Source organism: Streptococcus sp. SK643 (assembly GCF_000259505.1).
Taxonomy (GTDB): domain Bacteria; phylum Bacillota; class Bacilli; order Lactobacillales; family Streptococcaceae; genus Streptococcus.
In genome coordinates this window covers 193,524-211,350 of sequence record NZ_AJMM01000008.1, presented here as the reverse complement: position 1 = coordinate 211,350, position 17,827 = coordinate 193,524, and the positions used below count along the sequence as shown (strand labels likewise).

15 protein-coding genes are annotated in these 17,827 nt (G+C 37.8%); 1 reads left to right on the top strand and 14 read right to left on the bottom strand.

Annotation, left to right across the window (positions count from 1 at the left end):
• Positions 1–16 precede the first annotated feature (16 nt).
• The 4 genes from HMPREF1117_RS05550 to HMPREF1117_RS05535 all read right to left on the bottom strand — a co-directional run bounded on the left by HMPREF1117_RS05550 (position 17) and on the right by HMPREF1117_RS05535 (position 5,588).
• Positions 17–973, bottom strand: coding sequence for a competence protein CoiA (locus HMPREF1117_RS05550; RefSeq protein ID WP_000495924.1), 957 nt, complete (start codon positions 971–973; stop codon positions 17–19).
• Between the two features lie 139 nt (positions 974–1,112).
• Positions 1,113–2,342, bottom strand: a complete 1,230-nt coding sequence (locus HMPREF1117_RS05545) for a tetratricopeptide repeat protein (RefSeq protein WP_001065931.1) — start codon at positions 2,340–2,342, stop codon at positions 1,113–1,115.
• Positions 2,332–3,498: an AI-2E family transporter gene (locus HMPREF1117_RS05540; RefSeq protein ID WP_000372148.1), complete on the bottom strand. Its 1,167-nt coding sequence runs from the start codon at positions 3,496–3,498 to the stop codon at positions 2,332–2,334. The genes HMPREF1117_RS05545 and HMPREF1117_RS05540 overlap by 11 nt, the downstream gene beginning before the upstream one ends.
• Positions 3,499–3,611: 113 nt before the next feature.
• On the bottom strand, positions 3,612–5,588 hold the full coding sequence (locus HMPREF1117_RS05535) for a peptide ABC transporter substrate-binding protein (protein ID WP_000746695.1): 1,977 nt from the start codon (positions 5,586–5,588) through the stop codon (positions 3,612–3,614).
• A gap of 173 nt (positions 5,589–5,761) precedes the next feature.
• Between HMPREF1117_RS05535 and HMPREF1117_RS05530 the strand changes: the two genes are divergently transcribed.
• Positions 5,762–6,775 carry a lactonase family protein gene (locus tag HMPREF1117_RS05530; protein ID WP_000665605.1) on the top strand — a complete coding sequence of 338 codons (1,014 nt, stop codon included), beginning with the start codon at positions 5,762–5,764 and terminating at the stop codon, positions 6,773–6,775.
• A gap of 38 nt (positions 6,776–6,813) precedes the next feature.
• Here HMPREF1117_RS05530 and HMPREF1117_RS05525 read toward each other — a convergent pair whose 3' ends face one another.
• From HMPREF1117_RS05525 to HMPREF1117_RS05480, 10 genes are all read right to left on the bottom strand, one after another.
• Complete coding sequence (locus HMPREF1117_RS05525) at positions 6,814–7,233, bottom strand: F0F1 ATP synthase subunit epsilon (RefSeq protein ID WP_000068044.1); 420 nt, start codon at positions 7,231–7,233, stop codon at positions 6,814–6,816.
• A gap of 10 nt (positions 7,234–7,243) precedes the next feature.
• The gene (gene atpD, locus HMPREF1117_RS05520; RefSeq protein ID WP_000094358.1) at positions 7,244–8,650 is read right to left on the bottom strand and encodes a F0F1 ATP synthase subunit beta; all 1,407 of its coding nucleotides are present in this window, start codon (positions 8,648–8,650) and stop codon (positions 7,244–7,246) included.
• A gap of 84 nt (positions 8,651–8,734) precedes the next feature.
• Complete coding sequence (locus tag HMPREF1117_RS05515; protein WP_000301217.1) at positions 8,735–9,613, bottom strand: F0F1 ATP synthase subunit gamma; 879 nt, start codon at positions 9,611–9,613, stop codon at positions 8,735–8,737.
• Positions 9,614–9,628: 15 nt separating this feature from the next.
• Complete coding sequence (gene atpA, locus HMPREF1117_RS05510) at positions 9,629–11,134, bottom strand: F0F1 ATP synthase subunit alpha (RefSeq protein WP_000996629.1); 1,506 nt, start codon at positions 11,132–11,134, stop codon at positions 9,629–9,631.
• A 14-nt stretch (positions 11,135–11,148) separates the two neighbouring features.
• On the bottom strand, positions 11,149–11,685 hold the full coding sequence (locus HMPREF1117_RS05505; protein WP_000359034.1) for a F0F1 ATP synthase subunit delta: 537 nt from the start codon (positions 11,683–11,685) through the stop codon (positions 11,149–11,151).
• Positions 11,685–12,179, bottom strand: coding sequence for a F0F1 ATP synthase subunit B (gene atpF / locus HMPREF1117_RS05500; RefSeq protein ID WP_000558548.1), 495 nt, complete (start codon positions 12,177–12,179; stop codon positions 11,685–11,687). Before atpF ends, HMPREF1117_RS05505 begins: the two co-directional genes overlap by 1 nt.
• Positions 12,180–12,192: 13 nt before the next feature.
• Complete coding sequence (gene atpB, locus HMPREF1117_RS05495) at positions 12,193–12,906, bottom strand: F0F1 ATP synthase subunit A (RefSeq protein ID WP_000392861.1); 714 nt, start codon at positions 12,904–12,906, stop codon at positions 12,193–12,195.
• Between the two features lie 32 nt (positions 12,907–12,938).
• The gene (locus HMPREF1117_RS05490; protein WP_001054557.1) at positions 12,939–13,139 is read right to left on the bottom strand and encodes a F0F1 ATP synthase subunit C; all 201 of its coding nucleotides are present in this window, start codon (positions 13,137–13,139) and stop codon (positions 12,939–12,941) included.
• A gap of 281 nt (positions 13,140–13,420) precedes the next feature.
• On the bottom strand, positions 13,421–14,707 hold the full coding sequence (locus HMPREF1117_RS05485; protein WP_000169094.1) for a peptidase U32 family protein: 1,287 nt from the start codon (positions 14,705–14,707) through the stop codon (positions 13,421–13,423).
• Between the two features lie 185 nt (positions 14,708–14,892).
• Positions 14,893–17,346 (bottom strand): G5 domain-containing protein, encoded by a 2,454-nt coding sequence (locus tag HMPREF1117_RS05480; protein WP_029693135.1) that lies wholly within the window; start codon positions 17,344–17,346, stop codon positions 14,893–14,895.
• Positions 17,347–17,827 lie beyond the last annotated feature (481 nt).

The following is a 17,827-nucleotide window of genomic DNA, read 5'->3' as shown; positions in this document are numbered from 1 at the left end:
GATTCCTCCATTCTATCTATTTTACCACATTTTCTCTGAAATATTGGTGATAAAAAGCTGGTGGATAAAGGTTTTGAAAATCATTTTGCATCTTTGTTTGGTAATAGGTCTGAAAGTTCGTATAGTAGGAACTTAAATCTTGACTTATTTGACAAAAATCATTTGCTAGAATTGGTTTCACTTGAGGATACCAGTCTTTCAAACTAAAGGTTAAAAGATTTTCCCCCTTCTGATAAGCTTCAGCTTGCTGTTTCATCCAAAATGGATTTTGATAGTACAATTGTTGCTGTATATAGTGACAGATTTGTTTATCTTCAAAAACTCGAAAGTTGCTAATTTGTTGTCTCTTAAAGGGGACTCTAAAAATTTCTAAAAGGCTCCCCTTGTAAAAGGCAAATTCTTTAATTTTATAATAAAGTTTGCCACGTAAATCTTGATGAAGAAGATATTTAAGTCTTAAAACCTGCTTATCTTGATCCAACTCCCAAGCATAAAAGCCCATATTTTGACTAAAATAAAGAAAATGATACTGCAGAGGTGTCAAACGTTCCTTAAGCCAAAGTTTTTTTCCCAATAACCAAAGAACCTCAAATCCTTGACTTCGATATCCCTCACTTCTCTCTTTAAGTTTTTCTTGTGGCAAATAACTACACTGAACTTCTAGAGCTAGATTGTTATTTACAAATACATCTGCAATTTGTTTAATTTCATGAATTGGATATTCTAATTGGACTTTTGTCTCATTTTTTAACCATTGGTACAGAACTTCTTTGTTGTTTAGGTGCTCTGGACTTTCATTTTCAAAGACAAATAAGCAATCTTTTAAGGTTTCATGTGCAAAATGTGTTCGCACCCTTTTCCCTTGACGTAAAATGACTCTCCCCCCACATGCTGGACAAAAATAATCTTGCTTCTCACACTTTTCCTCTAGTACATTAACTATTTTTCCTTTAGTTTCTCTTGCTACAAACATATCTCACTCCTTTTCTATACTATTCGAAAAATGTTCTAATTAGACAAAAAACTCCCCATATAGTTTCTAGTGACATTTTCACTATCCACTGTAAAGGGAGTTTATAATTCATAAAATAATGCTTGAGTTTCTTTATTTCTTAAAGTGTTTCAAAAAGTTCTTGCATCTGAACATCATCCGGTACCAGTTTTAAGTAGGTATGGGCATTGACTTTTGCTTCTTCGAAGTAACCCAACTCACGTAGGAGATAAATATAGTGTTCCAGAAATTCGGGATTATCTTTCAGATCACTAGCCAAATCCCTGTAATGTTTGTAGGCAGTATCCAAATCCTCTAACTCCTTATAAGAACGAGCTATCATCCACTTGGTCAAAAGATTCTCTGGCTCCTCACTTTGTAAGTCTAGTATGTCTTCATACCTTTCCTGCTCTAGGTAAATTGTTGCTAAACGGAGTAGTATTTCCTCCGTATCTTCTGCATCTTCTTTAGCAGTTAAAAGATAGTTTTCCGCAGAACTGGAGTCGTGTAATTCATAAGAAAATTGTGAAGCAGCCAGCAAGAGTCGAGTTTCAAATGGATTTTTCTCTAAGCCCTGCTTAGAAATGCAAAGCGCTTCTTCTATCTGGTGTTCCTTGTGCAAAGCCTGACTGTATCCATACTCATAGCCTTCAAAGTCAGGTGAAATGGTATCAATCTGCTTAAAGTAAAGAACAGCCTTTTGATACTCTTCCTGATCAAAGTACAGACTAGCCAATTCATAGGCTGTATGATCATCGTATTCTAACTCTAAAGCTTTTTCAAGAAACTCGATCGCTACTTCAAATTTTCCTAACCGGGCATAGGCAAAGCCTATCCGTTGATAGGTAGAAATACCTGTTTGCTCGTAAATCAAACGATTATCTAACTGAGCATATCCTTGAATAGCTTCTTGGTAATTTTCTAACTCACTATCTAATTCAGCTAATCCAAAGATTAGGAGTGGATCATCTGAGTATTTCAAAGCCTCAAGCAATTTCTCACGCGCCACATCCGTCAAACCTTCCATCTGATAGAGGTCTGCTTTAAGAGCTAAAGATGAAACATAAAAGTCACTATCAGGCTTGATTTCTTCTAAGTAAGAAAATGCTTCCTCCACTTGACCATCTTCACTCGCGATAGCTGCCAGATTGAGATAAATCTCTGGGAACACGTCTACTATTTGCAAATAAACTTCCTTGGCTTGAGGATAAAAACCAATTCCTTCTAGATAGGTTGCTAATTCGTAGAGAACTTCACTAGAGTCTTGTTCTAAAGCATTGTAAAAATAGTGATCTGCTTTTTCTAAATCTTGTTCCTCTAAAGCCATTAACATCTTTTGACTATTGTTCACTCTTGTCTTCCTCACCTTCTAATTCGTACAAGCCACTGACTTTCTTATACCATGTAAAAATAGCTGAAATAACGACTTTGGCAGAAGCATAGACAGGAATTCCTAGTAAAACTCCCCAAATACCAAACATAGATCCAGAGGTTAACAAGACAAAAAGGACATTTATAGGATGGATATTTAACTGACTTCCCAAAATTAATGGAGAAACAAAACGCCCCTCAATAGTTTGCTCTACGATAAAGACAATGACTACCTTCAATAACATGACAGGTCCAGCAATCAAGCCCAAAACCAGAGCAGGAATCATGGCAAGGAAACTACCTAAATAAGGAACCAAATTCAAAATACCTGCGGAGACACCAAGTGTGACAGCATAGCGTAAGCCTATTATCTTAAAGAAGATAATAAACATAAAGGCTACTATAATGGCAACTGTAACTTGACCACGCACGTAATTAGATAACTGTTGGTTGACATCGGATAAAACTTGCCCAACTGATTCTTTTAATTTTGTAGGTATAAATTGGGTCAAATAGTTACGCAAGCCTTTCCCATCACGCAAGAGATAAAAGAGCATGAAAGGAACAATAATCAAGGCAACAATCACTTGAGACGCCCCGCTAATAAAGGCACTCACCCAGTTGACTGCCTGAGATGAAACCTTACTTGCCCAAACTGTAGCCTGACTTGAAAAGTTTGTCAAAACTTGCTCTAACTGAGGTCTGAAATCATCTGGTAAACGCTTGGTGACCAAATCATTAATCACTCTATCAGCATCTTCAAGGTAAAGTGGAACATTTCTTGCAAAAGTTAAAACCTGACGTTGTAGATTTGGAATTGCAACCGCCAAGCCCCAAATAATAAAAAGAGCAATGATTACAAAAACAATACTGATAGCAATAACTCGATTGATTTTATGTTTCTCCATCCAATCAACAATGGGATTCAGTAAATAATATAGTAGACCAGATAAAATAACTGGTAACATAACAACCCCTAAAAAATCTAAAACAGGTAGAAATATAAAGCTAATCTTACTTAAAATAAAAATATTAAGCCCTAATAATAAGGTTACTAAAAATACTGTGATTGCTTTATTATCCAAAAACCACTTAAAAAACCAAGATAGGCTAAAATGTTTCTCTTTTTGATCCATAAATACTTCCTTTCTTTTGTCCTTTCATTATATCATTTTCAAATAAAAATAACTCTTTTTTAAAGTGCTTACATAAAGTTTAAACAAAAATCTCCTCAAAAGAGGAGATTCCATTAGTCCTGAATATGACGATCTAAGTTCATTTGATAATCTGCATTTGATTTAGCTTTTTCGTCAGCAAATTTCTTACGGAACTCATCCATTTCTTTAGTAGTTACAATCTTATCTTGTAATTTTTGATACTTATAACTATTGTCACTTGTCTTATCACCAACCCAACCATAGGCACCTGTTCCAAGAACTTTCTTAGTAAGAATCATTTGAGCACCGTCTGAGTGTATAGGGATAATCAAGGAGCTATCTGACAACCAAGCTTGAGCTTTAGCATATTTTTCATAGCGTTTTTGTAGGTCTGTTTTTTCACTATTTGCATCATCTATTAAGGCTTTAAATTTATCTAAGCCAACCGCTTTAATTACTGGATTATCTGTACCTGGTGCAACCCCTAGTGAGCTAAGAAGCAGAGGTCCAGATGTTGGATCAAATGTATCAAGGTAAGTTGATGGATCATCATAATCTGGTGACCAACCATTGTTGACATTTATATCCCAGTCAGTATTTGCGTTAGATGTAGCTAAACCGGTCATATTTCCTAATTCATCATCAGAAACTTGTTGAATATCAATCACTAGATTATCAGCTCCCAAAGCTTCTTCAATTGATTGTTTATACGATTGAGCTTGTTTTACAAAACTAGTTTGAGTTGAGGAAACTGGCAAGTCAAGATGAATTGGGAACTGTACTCCATCAGCTTGAAGTGCTTTCTTGGCAGCTTCAAATTTAGCTTTAGCTTTATCTACATTGTGAAGTGTATCTTGAGCATCCTCAAGACTAACATCTTTCCAAACACTATCTAGTTTATCTAACTCTGTTTTAACTACTTGACCAAATGTTTGCTCACCAACTTGGACAAATGTAGGAGGAGTAAAACTTGAACGTAATTTACGAGGGGCTAATTCATCACCAAATACTTGAGCAAGAGCTGCCTTACGGTCTGCAGCAAAAGCCAAGGCTTGACGGAAATCTTTATTCAACAAGGCCTTCTTGGTAGATGATTTTTCTGCGTCTGTTTGTTTAGAAGTATGACTATAAGAAACACGGTCAATGTTAATTGACATAAAGTTGCTACCACCTCTTTGTAAACTATATACAACATTGTCCTTATATTTTTCTTTCAGACGTTCATAGTTTGCAGAGTTTTTAAAGAGCGGAGCTGCTGGATAGTGACCTTCATCAAAACCACGTCCTAAAGAGTCCGCATCCTGACCATCAAAGAAGGATAATTTGATATCATCGATAAAGACATTTTCTTTATCCCAATAGTTTTTATTTTTGGTCATCTCGATAGAAGATTTCGATGTAAGCCCTTTAAGAATGTAGCCACCATTATATAAAATACTTGTTACATCTGTGGCTTTACCAAAATCATCCCCTTTAGAGGCTAGAAAATCTTCACTGATTGGGGCAAGAACTCCCATGGTTGTTTTAGAATTCCAAAATGATTCTGGATGATTCAAAGTATAGACTACAGTATGATCATCAGTAGCTTTGATCCCTACTGTTGAGAAATCAGTGGTTTTTCCGTTTACATAGTCATCCAATCCTTTAATAGAGTCCTGTACGAGATACAAGGCTTGGGATTTCTTATCAGCAGCATGTTTCAATCCAGCTACAAAGTCCTTAGCCTTGACTTCACCATACTCTTCTCCTTCATTGGTATACCATTTAACACCTTCTCTGATTTTATAAGTATAGGTCATACCATCCTTAGAAACCGTCCAGTCTTCTGCTACAGATGGTACGAGATTGCCATACTCATCATTTTCAAGCAATCCATCAATCACATTACCTGTAATTTGTTTGGTACTCTTATCGTTAGACACTGTATAATCCAAAGAGTTTGGATCAGATGCAAAGACATAGTTATAAGTTACCGGTTTAGTGGTATCTTTACTTGCTGTTGAACAGGCTCCTAAAACAGCCGTTGATAAAACAACAATTCCTGCTGTTAACAATAAACGTTTTTTCATAGCCATACTCCTTTTAAATTTTATTAAATTTATTATATCACTTTACTATAGGAAATCAACGAAAATACCAAAAAATATGTTTAATATAGTGTTTTGCTTTATAGACTGTTCTGATTGATTTATAGGTTATCTTTTGTGGTATAATAGTTTTATCTTTATTTAGAGGTATAGACATGAAAGAAACAGTTTATTTTGGAACCTACACACGCCGCTTATCAAAAGGAATCTACAAGGCCGATTTTGATACTGAAACAGGACAACTATCCAACCTTGAACTCTTTGCACCTGAACCAAGCCCAACCTATCTTGCATTTGACCAAGATCGACATCTATATACAGTTGGTAGTCAAGATGGTAAAGGCGGAATTGCAGCCTATCAAACTGACGGAACCTTATTAAATCATGTCGTTGAAGAAGGGGCTCCTCACTGCTATGTTGCTGTTGATGAAAAGCGTTCTATGGTCTATGCAGCCAACTACCACAAGGGACAGGTTTTTGTCTATCAACGTTTAGATGACGGCAGTCTCCTTTTGAGTGATACAGATCAGCATATTGGTCATGGTCCCCATGAAAATCAAGCCTCTCCCCACGTTCACTTTACAGATTTGACACCAGATCACTACTTAGTGACTTGTGATTTAGGAACCGATCAGGTCATTACCTATGATGTTGACCAAAATGGAAAATTATCCAAACTCTATACCTATCATAGTGTTCCTGGAGCTGGTTCTCGTCATATTGTTTTCCATAACCACTATAAAATTGCTTATCTGATTTGTGAACTCAATAGTACTATCGAGGTTCTAATCTACGATGGTGTTGGCGAATTTGAGCGCATGCAAGTTATTTCAACTCTACCAGACGGTTATGAAGGTTTTAATGGTACTGCTGCTATTCGTCTCTCTAAAGACGGTAAATACCTCTACGCTTCTAACCGTGGACATGATTCCATTGCTGCTTATAGCGTCCTTGCTGACGGTAGCCTCGAACTTTTGGAAATAGTAGCAAGTCATGGAAAAACACCTCGAGATTTTGATTTAACACCTGATCAAGAATTTCTCATTGCAGTCCACCAAGATTCTGATAATGCTACAATATTTAAACGCAATCCTGAAACTGGACGTCTAGCAGAGCTTTCAAATGAGTTCCATGTTCCAGAAGCAGTTTGTATTAGCTTTGCCAATTAAGAAAAAATGAACTTGATTTCTCATCAAGTTCATTTTTCTTACAATTTATTTCCGACATTAATACGGTTAATGGCACGTTGCAAAGCAATTTTAGCACGACGTTCTTGATCAATCAAGTGTTTATCTTGTGCTTCTTCAATTTCTTGCTCTGCACGAAGTTTGGCACGTTCTGCACGGCTAACATCGATATCACGAGCACGTTCTGCAGAATCAGCAACGATTGTGATGGTATTATTGGCAATTTCAATAACGCCTCCGTTTACTGCAATCCAGTTCACGTGATCTTCATCATCAATACGTTTTACCTTTACTTCATCAACTGCTAAAACCGCAATCATATTTTCATGTCGTGGCAAGATCCCCATCTCACCATCCAGAGTTCGAACTGATACATAGCTGGCATGGTGATCATAGACGAGACCATCTGGTGTCACGATCTGGACAGTTAACTGAGCCATAGATCACCTCTTAAAATCCCATTTTTTCAGCTTTTGCAATCACATCTTCGATAGAACCTACACCACGGAAGGCATCTTCTGGTAACTGGTCATGTTTACCATCAAGGATTTCCTTAAAGCCACGAACAGTTTCAGCAACTGGAACATAAGAACCTGGCTGACCAGTAAATTGTTCCGCAACGTTGAAGTTTTGTGACAAGAAGAACTGGATACGACGTGCACGAGCAACCAAGGTCTTTTCTTCATCAGAAAGCTCATCCATACCAAGGATAGCAATGATATCTTGCAATTCATGGTAACGTTGAAGAACTCGTTTCACTTCCGCTGCAACGGCATAGTGTTCTTCTCCAACGATTTCAGGTGCCAAGGCACGTGAGCTTGAAGCAAGTGGGTCAACGGCTGGGTAGATACCCAATTGTACCAACTTACGTTCCAAGTTAGTTGTTGAATCCAAGTGAGCAAAGGCTGTTGCTGGCGCTGGGTCAGTATAGTCATCCGCTGGCACATAGATAGCCTGGATAGAGGTTACAGAACCCTTTTTAGTTGATGTAATACGCTCTTGCAATTGACCCATTTCCGTAGCAAGTGTTGGTTGGTAACCAACGGCTGATGGCATACGACCCAAAAGGGCAGATACTTCAGATCCAGCCTGAGTGAAACGGAAGATATTATCGATAAAGAGAAGCACGTCTTGGCCTTCCACATCACGGAAATATTCAGCAATTGTCAAACCAGTAAGGGCAACACGCATACGTGCTCCTGGTGGCTCATTCATCTGACCAAATACCATGGCTGTTTTCTCGATAACGCCTGATTCTTTCATTTCCCAGTAAAGGTCATTCCCCTCACGAGTACGTTCCCCAACACCAGTAAATACTGAGATACCACCATGTTCTTGGGCAATGTTGTGAATCAACTCTTGGATCAAAACGGTTTTACCAACTCCGGCACCACCGAAAAGTCCAACCTTACCACCTTTTAGGTAAGGGGCAAGAAGGTCGATAACCTTAATCCCTGTTTCAAGGATTTCAGAAGAGGTAGACAACTCATCAAAAGTTGGAGCTTTTTTATGAATTGGCTGACGCTCTGCATCTTCTGTAAAAGGAGCTTCCAAGTCAATGGTATCTCCCAAAACGTTGAAGACACGTCCCAAAGTTTCTTTACCTACTGGTACAGAGATTGGACGACCTGTGTCCAATACTTCCATTCCACGAGTCAACCCATCTGTTGATTCCATGGCGATAGTACGAACCATACCATCTCCCAACTCCAAGGCTACTTCAAGGACGATTTTTGTTTTTCTTTCGTCATTTTTGTAGACGACAAGTGCATTGTTAATCTCAGGAAGTTTTTCCCCTGCTGCAAACAAAACGTCTACAACAGGACCGATAACCTGAGCAATTTTACCTGAACTCATCTCCTTCTCCTATTCTATATAAGATACTGTCGGTTCCTAGCTCAACTAGGTCCTAAGTTCATTTCATACGAGCTGTACTAGTGCCTATTCTAAGGCACTAGCTCCTGCTACGATTTCTGTAATTTCTTGTGTAATCGCCGCCTGTCTGGCACGGTTATACTGAATTGTCAAATCATTAATGACTTTCTTAGCATTATCAGTCGCTGTTTGCATGGCTGTCATACCTGCAGCATTCTCAGCTGTCTTAGCATCGATAATAGCACCGTAAATCATACTTTCTGCAAACTGAGGCAACAACTGCTCCAAAATTTCTTCTCGGCTGGTTTCCAATTCAAAAGTCAAGCTATACTCTTCATCCGCTTCATTTGGATCCAAGTCAACAATCGGAAGCATTTGTTCCACACGCATTTGACTGGTTAGCGTATTGACATGATGGTTGTAGCAGACATAGAGTTCATCAAAAAGTTCATTTTGGTACATTTCAACCGTTTTTGAAATAATCTTACGAACTTCATCAAAGCTTGGTTGATCTGCCAAGCCACGTAATTCATAAAGTGGTTGAATACCACGAGCTTTAAAGAAGTCAGCTCCCATTCCACCGATACAGATCATTTCAAAGCCTTTACCGTCTGGATGGTATTCTTCCTTCAACTCCATAACGGCTTTCAGAATTGAAGAATTATAACCTCCAACCAAACCACGGTCTGAAGTAATCACGATATAGCCTGTCTTCTTCACTGGACGGCTAATCAACATCGGATTAGTTGAACCACCAGCTCCATTACCATGAAGGATATCAGTCAAAAGTTTGCGCACTTTCTGAGCGTATACTTGGAAGTTACGAGCAGCTTCCTCAGAACGACCTAGCTTAGCAGCTGATACCATTTGCATGGCATTGGTGATTTGACTCGTATTTTTTGTTGAGGCGATTTTTGTTTTAATATCATTTAGAGATACTGCCATCTGACACCTCTATTCTTATTGGAAGCTGGTTTGATTAAGAAACTCTGTAATCGCAGCATCCAAGACTGCTTCTTCTGGCAAGTCTTTTGTATCACGAATGGTTTCTAAAATCTCTGGATGTTGAGCGTCAAAGAAGGCATGGAACTCTTCCTCGAAACGAACAATATCATCTACTGGAACAGTATCCAAGAAACCATGTGTCAAAGCATAGAGAATGGTTACTTGTTTCTCAACAGGTAATGGCTTGTGAACAGGTTGTTTCAATACCTCAACCGTACGACGACCACGGTTCAATTTAGCCTGTGTTGCAGCATCTAAGTCAGAACCAAACTTAGTGAAGGCTTCCAACTCACGATAGGAAGCAAGGTCGATACGAAGAGTACCAGCTACCTTCTTCATGGCTTTGATTTGTGCAGAACCACCTACACGAGATACAGATGAACCCGCATCAATGGCTGGACGAATACCCGCATTGAAGAGACCATCACCAAGGAAGATTTGTCCGTCAGTGATAGAAATCACGTTGGTTGCGATATAGGCAGAGATATCTCCTGCTTGTGTCTCGATAAATGGCAAGGCTGTAATAGATCCACCACCAAGTTCATCAGAAACTTTGGCTGAGCGCTCAAGCAAGCGACTGTGGAGATAGAAAACATCCCCTGGAAAGGCTTCACGACCTGGAGGACGACGAAGCAAGAGAGACAGTTCACGATAAGCTACCGCTTGTTTTGAAAGATCATCATAAACAATCAAAACATGCTTTCCTTGGTACATAAACTCTTCTGCCATAGCAACCCCAGCATAAGGAGCTAGGAATAACAATGGAGAAGGTTGTGAAGCAGAAGCAGTCACAACGATAGTATAGTCCAAGGCACCGTACTGACGTAGTGTTTCTACTTGTGTACGAACTGTTGATTCTTTTTGTCCAATCGCTACGTAGATACAGATCATATCTTGACCTTTTTGGTTCAAGATTGTATCAATCGCAATGGTTGTTTTCCCTGTCTGACGGTCACCGATAATCAACTCACGTTGACCACGACCAATCGGTACAAGGGCGTCGATAGCTTTCAAACCAGTTTGCAATGGTTCTGATACAGACTTACGTTGCATAACACCAGGAGCTGGTGCTTCTACTGGACGAGTTTTATCAGTGTGGATTTCTCCAAGACCATCAACTGGACGACCAAGCGGATCCACAACACGACCAATCAGACTTTCACCTACTGGGACTTCCATGATTTTACCTGTACGGCGGATAGTATCCCCTTCACGGATATCTGTAAAGTCACCCAGGATGATAATACCAACGTCTGTTGACTCCAAGTTTTGAGCCATACCATAAGAGCCGTTTTCAAAGATCAACAACTCTCCACTCATGGCATTTTCAAGACCGTGAGCACGCGCGATACCGTCCCCGATATAGGTTACAACACCTGTTTCAGTCACATCAAAATTGGGTTTGAAATTTTCAATTTGTTGCTTAATTAAAGCGCTGATTTCTTGTGCGTTAATTGCCAAAAGAACACCACTTTCTATTTCAAATTTTCTTTAACAACTTTAAGTTGTTGTTTAATACTCACATCAATTGTCTTGTGATTGGCAAAAATGACAAAACCACCAATGAGACTTTCATCGATTTGTTCTTTTACACTCCTTACTTTCAGAGACATTTTTTTCTCAATCAAAGGGAGCAAACGACTCTTCTGTTCATCTGTTAGAGGATGAGCAGAAGTAATCGTCACTTCAAATCGATTTGTTTCTTTTTCAAGTCGGTTCAAGCAATCTACAAGCACATCATAAAAAAGATTTGCTCTGTGGTTATATGCCAGAACCTGGATCAAGTTTTGCAATAAAGGTGACACTGAGTCTTGGAAGAAAGCAATCGTTTTTTCCTTGTCAGACTCGTCTACTGCCACTTTTTTTAAAAAAGAAGGTAAACCTGTTTCTTCAGCAACTTGCTTGATTTGAGTCAAGTCTGAAAAAATACGGTCTTCTTCTCCTTTTTCAAGTACCAATTGGACAAAAGGCATGCTGTATTTTTCAATTACCTTTACTGTTTTCTTGTCCATTAAGCTTCTCCTAGCTGATCGATATACTGATCAATGAGTTCTTTATGGGCATGACCATCAAGGTTTTGTGAGATGATTTTACCAGCCAAGCTGATTGTCAAATCTGCTACCTCACCCTTAATGCTTTGTAAAGCTTCAGCTTTGTTTTGAGCAATTTCTTGGTTTGCTTTTTCTTTTAAGCGTCCTGCTTCTAGTTTAGCATCTGCTAAAATACTAGCCTTACTTTTCTCAGCTGTTTCTTTCGCATTCTCAATGATTGTCTTAGCTTCTTTACGGCTACCAGCCAATTCATCTTCGCGTTTTTGAGCCAATACTTCCGCTTTTTGACGTGCTTCTTCAGCTCTGTCAATATCTGAAGCAATTTTTTCAGCTCTTTCTTCGAAAATGCCTGTAATATTAGACCATGCAAATTTTTTAATCAAGACTAGCAAAAGGATAAAAGAGCCAGCGATTAAAATAAAATTACCAATTAATTCACCTACTGTTACGTGCATCAGTTACTCCTTTCTACTCTTCATCATTAATTTTATTTCCTAGGTACATAGAGGATAATAGTGTAAAGACATAGGCTTGTACACAAGAAATGAACACGGAAAATGCAGTCCAAACTAAGTTTGCCCCAAATGCTACTGGATACCAAAAAATAGCCTGATGTGAAAGTAAGATAAGCAAGCTTGTCATTACTTCACCTGCAAAGATATTCCCAAAAATCCGCAAAGCAAGAGAAAGGAAATTCGTGACTTCTTCAAGTAGATTCATCGGTGTCATAAATGCAGGAGTTACATAACCTTTTAGGTATTGTTTAATCCCACGACGACGAATCCCCTCAATGTGCGCCATCACAATAATACAGAAAGACAAGACAAGGTCAAATGAAAGATTTGCAGTTGGCGATGTCCAAAGGTTTGTCCCATCTGTTGTTTGAAGTTTAGCCATCAAACCAAGATTATTGGCGATGACCATAAAAAGAAATAAACATAAGTAAAAGAGTGAGTAATCTTTTATGTAGTGGGAACCAAGGTTAGGTTCTGTAAATCCAATTACAAAATCATAGAGATACTCTAGTACATTTTGTTTACCTTTGGGTTTTAATGTCATATTACGACTTGCCCAATAGATAAATGCAAAAATCAGAAACACAGACAGCAAAGTCAAGGCTGTCAAAGTTAAATCAAAGGTAACAGGACCAATATTGATGGTTGGATTGATACTTTCTTCCATCTAACATTCTCCCTTCTCCAATTTATATTTCGTTATTTAATAATAAATGAGAAGACAAGAGTTACGAAGAAAGTTCCTTCAATAAAGGCAACCCCTAAAAACATCAAGCTACGGAACTCAGCGATAATATCTGGTTGGCGAGCTACTGATTTCAACAAACCATTCATCAATAACCCTTCACCAAGAGATACGCCCATACAGGCAAGACATAGACCGAAAAATGTTAAATTCATGACGAATTCTCCTTTTAAATAAAATTTACTTAATTAGTTTAGTCCTAAAATTTCGATTTGTCAACTTTTTACTAGCTTTGTAAGCGTTTAATGAAAATAATTTACATTTTTACTATTTACTTGTTTATTATATGGAAGACTTTGGAAAATTTTTGCAATAAATTTCTCTCTTGTCTGTTACTTTCTGAAAAATAAATGAAAACCGAGAAATAAAATCACGGTTTTCGTATATCATATTTTTTAAAAAAAAAGAGACTTTGAATCATTTTTTCTAAAAGATCTTAGGCACGAACTGTAACACTTGTTCCATCTTCCTTGTAGAGGTTGATAAGTCCTTCTTTAAGAGCACGAACCATGTCGCCTGCTTGAACAGGTTGTGGGACTTTGATTGTCAAGAGTTCCATTGGATTTGGAGCACGGTCGATTTTATTGCCCTTGGCATCGTGTAAATCTTCGATATACGTTTCAAAATGACGGAAACCTGGACCGTAAAACTCAACTTGATCCCCTTCATTAATCACGTTCCGTTGGCGAATAGTTGCTGTTTGTGTCGCTTCATCATACGAAACCACTTCAGCGACAAACTTGTACTCAGGAATTTTACGACGAGCACCAAACAACTGTTCATTTTCAGATGGTGTACCGTAGTAGAATCCTGTTGCCAATTCACGTTGGGCAACCTTCCACATCTCATCAATCAAGTCTTGCTTAATTGCTTCGAATTTTTCTGGACTTTCTAAATAAGCATCCACAGCTGCCTTATAGCAGTTGGTCACTGTTGAAACATAGTGAATAGACTTCATACGTCCTTCGATCTTCAGACTGTCAACACCATTTTCAATCATATCTGGAATATGGTCAATCATAGACATATCAACGGCTGACATTGAAAATTCTTCAGGAATTTCACCTTTAAGGCTCTTACGTTCTTGACCAAATGGCATATCGTAAAGGTCGTATTTCCAACGGCATGATTGAGAACATCCACCACGGTTGGCATCACGCATACTCATATGATTTGAAAGAGTGCAACGACCAGAGTAAGAAATACACATAGCCCCATGTACAAAGGCTTCAATTTCCACATCTGTACGCTTACGAATTTCTGCCAACTCTTCCATCGAAACTTCACGCGCCAAAACGACACGAGTTAATCCCAATTCTTTCCAGAACTCAAGAGTTTCATAGTTAGTGGCACTAGCTTGGGTAGAGAGGTGAATTTCAAGACCTGGCGCTTCAGTCGCTGCAATCATAATCAAGGCTGGGTCAGATACGATAACTGCTGCAATCCCGATATCACGCAGCTTACGGAACCATTCACCAGCTCCAGCTTCATTTCCTTCGTGCATAACCATGTTGGCAGCCACATAGACCTTAGCACCATACTTGGCAGCAAACTGGACACCTTCTTCCATCTGTTCAAAAGTAAAGTTCCCTGCACGGCTACGAAGGCCATAGGCCTGACCACCGATAAAGACAGCATCTGCTCCATATTGAACAGCTACTTTTAACTTCTCTAAAGTACCTGCAGGTGATAAGACCTCAGGACGTTTTAATGTTTTTGTCATGTTTTCTCCTATTTGCAATATAAAAGTTTGACGTTTTTCCTTCTCATTTTATAGTAAATAAGCGATAAAATCAAGCCTAGACAGATTGTTTTGACAATTCTAATCTTTTAGATTATTAAATCAAAAAGATTGTCAAAGAGAAAAGCCCACAGATGTGAGCCCTTTTCTAATATAGGTTAGAAAAACTATTTCTCCACTTCTTTTTTCTTGTGTGCCAGAAATCCACTCAAAATTCCTAGAAGTCCTAAGACTTCAAGATTAGCATGATCTTCTGTACCTGTATTAGGCAATTCCTCTCTCTTACTTGCTACAGAAGTCGGAATTGGGGAAGTTTCTTTTGTCGATTGTGCAATTGGTGTCTTTGATTTTGGTACTTCTACCTTAGGTGCTTCAACTTTTGGTGCCTCAACCTTTGGTGTTTCTACTTTTGGTGTTTCTACTTTTGGCGTTTCAACCTTTGGTGCCTCAACCTTTGGTACCTCAACCTTTGGTACCTCAACCTTTGGTACTTCAACTTTTGGTACTTCAACCTTTGGTACTTCAACCTTTGGTACTTCAACTTTTTGTTTAGTACCTACTGTGATAACTTCTTCTACTGGTTGTTCTACAATTTTTTTAGGTTCGTTCGGTGTTACTGCACCTGTCTTAGGATCCAAGACATAAGTTGTCGTAGTAGTTGTTTTTCCGACTTTACCAGGTCTTGTTACTTCACGATAATCTTTGTCTTTTGTATTATCTTCAACATAACGTGTTGTATATGGAATGGTTGTTTCGACAACCTTAGGTTTAGTACCTACTTTAATAACCTTAGGTTGCATTTCAGTACGTTTCTCAGTCGGTTGTCCATCTATTACTTCTCCTGTTAATTCATTTACAATCTTAGGAGTTGAAGTTACAATTTTACCCACAGTTCCATTTTCAACTGTCTCATTGTCACCTACTTCCATCGTTGGGTCTTCAACATATGTAGTCTCAATCGGAATAGGTGTTTCTGTCTCTACAGGTGGTAGGTTGTTCTCATACTTTTGTTTATAAACATAAGTAATGACAGTTTCACCTTTCACAATCTCTGTAATATCTTGTTTGTCTTGTTCTTTAAAGGTATAACGCTTATTCTCAAAGTCAATATCTGTAGGATGAGTTAATGTAATTTGCTCCCCTACTGCTTTTACCTCACTTGTAACAGACGGTTTAACCTCAGCACCTTGTTCATTGACAAACTTTTGAGTAACCTTACCTTTGTTTTGGACTTCTGTATAAGTCACCAAATGATAGTCACGAGATACACCTTTCAAAGCCTTATCTAGATCTATTATCTCAATCTTAGGAATCTTATTGGTGAAGGTATTTTGACTTAAATAAGCAGATGTTTGTCCTCTTGGCATACGCGCATTTAGATAATTACTTGATGAAATCGTATTTTCACCTATAAGAGAATTTTCTCTCCTTAACTCGTATACTACCTGTCCTGTTGGGCTAATAGGTGACCTTAATTCGAAATCTCTAATTTTTTTCTCAGGTACATCTGATGGTTTAATTACAGATTCACCACCGAAAGCCTGTTCATTTATTATTGTAGAGAGTAATTTATCTAATGGAATTTCTTGGCCTTTAGCATCTTTATAAGTAAATGTCTTAGTGTACTTAACTAAGTCCGATTGACCTGCAACCCGTCTAGATAAGTTTTTAACGAAAATTTCTTGTAAAATTGCTTGACCACGAATAATTGCATAGACTTTCGTTTCCTCGGGTAGAGTGTAGTTCAAACGGAGACTTATATCAATGCTTGCAACACCATATTTAGATGTTAATACACTGGTTGGGTCTAAATTCACTGTGTAAGTAAAAGTTTCATCGTTTTTCGCTTCTACAATATATCCGCTATAACCAGCACTACTATCCTTAGCTCTAAGTTTCTCCAATCCCGGAAGATTAGCTGCTCCAGTTTTAACAGTTACGTGTGGGTCAGTCGTAGTTACATCACGACCTAAAGCATCTGCAACGCCATTTCTAGTTCTTACATCGACTGAGTCTGTGTTTAAATAACGAACTTCACCTTCAGAAGAAGTCAAATTACTGAGTGTCATTTCTTTATTGACATCATCGGACGCTAATCTTGAATTCACTTGACTTGAAATCTTATCTTTTACGTTGACATAATTTGCAATAAGGTGATTATTTTTAATCTCTTCAATTTTAGCTCTATCAGCATCAGCTTGTACTTTCTCTGCTTTTGCTGATTCTAAAGACTGAATTTCAGCGTCAACTTTTTCTTCAGCAGTTGTTCGTAACGGATTTACTTCAGAAGGAGTATTAGCTGTACCAACATTTTCAACTGGTGTTTCATTTACAGTGATACCTAGCGCCTTTACTTCTTCTACTTTTGCCTTCAACTCTTCTTCTTTTACAGCATGCGATGTACTTGTTTCAAACTCTTTTTGTGAACTTTCACCTGCCGGTTGAGTTGGTTGGACGCTTGTTGTTGGATTAGTAGGTTGCTCGTTAGCGCTTACAACACCATTTAAAAACAAACTCCCTAAAGCCATAGTTAGGATAATACCACTTAACAAACCTAACTTAGTTTTACGGAGATAACCATGACCTTTTTCTTGTTTTACTGCTTTATGCAATAGAAACACCTACTTTCATATTTATACTGTTAACATTATTACATAATTAACTAAAAAAGTAAAGGTATAAACTAAAGAAATCTCTACAATAAATTTAAAAAAATTTTAACCTACTGTTGTTGACTTTTATAAAACCTCAAGTTAGTTGTCTTAAATCTTTGTTCTGAATTTGAAAATTAGTTTAGTAATTAAATATATATATCAATCACAACAATTTTATACTATCTTATTCCTTTCGTAATGAATACATATAACATAAATTTATTGAAAAGAGAGTTAATGAGCAGGAAATCAAGTTTTTTTTAAAATATTTAAACAACAAATTAAACAGGCTCTAGGTTATACAACCTAAAAGAACATAGAAGTAGCTCGTATTTTAATGAGAAAGTCTGATTGAAAGGAACTCTATCGTCTATTTCAATAACAAATTTCAAAAAATTTAGCTATTAAAAAGAGAGAACTTAAATGTTCTCTCTAAAGATTAAATTTT

What these genes read in the sequence shown, in the direction of transcription:
- HMPREF1117_RS05550 (WP_000495924.1), bottom strand. Translation starts at nt 973, where the DNA reads ATGTTTGTAGCAAGAGAAACTAAAGGAAAAATAGTTAATGTACTAGAG.
- HMPREF1117_RS05540 (WP_000372148.1), bottom strand. Translation starts at nt 3,498, where the DNA reads ATGGATCAAAAAGAGAAACATTTTAGCCTATCTTGGTTTTTTAAGTGG.
- HMPREF1117_RS05535 (WP_000746695.1), bottom strand. Translation starts at nt 5,588, where the DNA reads ATGAAAAAACGTTTATTGTTAACAGCAGGAATTGTTGTTTTATCAACG.
- HMPREF1117_RS05530 (WP_000665605.1), top strand. Translation starts at nt 5,762, where the DNA reads ATGAAAGAAACAGTTTATTTTGGAACCTACACACGCCGCTTATCAAAA.
- HMPREF1117_RS05525 (WP_000068044.1), bottom strand. Translation starts at nt 7,233, where the DNA reads ATGGCTCAGTTAACTGTCCAGATCGTGACACCAGATGGTCTCGTCTAT.
- atpD (WP_000094358.1), bottom strand. Translation starts at nt 8,650, where the DNA reads ATGAGTTCAGGTAAAATTGCTCAGGTTATCGGTCCTGTTGTAGACGTT.
- HMPREF1117_RS05515 (WP_000301217.1), bottom strand. Translation starts at nt 9,613, where the DNA reads ATGGCAGTATCTCTAAATGATATTAAAACAAAAATCGCCTCAACAAAA.
- HMPREF1117_RS05505 (WP_000359034.1), bottom strand. Translation starts at nt 11,685, where the DNA reads ATGGACAAGAAAACAGTAAAGGTAATTGAAAAATACAGCATGCCTTTT.
- atpF (WP_000558548.1), bottom strand. Translation starts at nt 12,179, where the DNA reads ATGCACGTAACAGTAGGTGAATTAATTGGTAATTTTATTTTAATCGCT.
- atpB (WP_000392861.1), bottom strand. Translation starts at nt 12,906, where the DNA reads ATGGAAGAAAGTATCAATCCAACCATCAATATTGGTCCTGTTACCTTT.
- HMPREF1117_RS05490 (WP_001054557.1), bottom strand. Translation starts at nt 13,139, where the DNA reads ATGAATTTAACATTTTTCGGTCTATGTCTTGCCTGTATGGGCGTATCT.
- HMPREF1117_RS05485 (WP_000169094.1), bottom strand. Translation starts at nt 14,707, where the DNA reads ATGACAAAAACATTAAAACGTCCTGAGGTCTTATCACCTGCAGGTACT.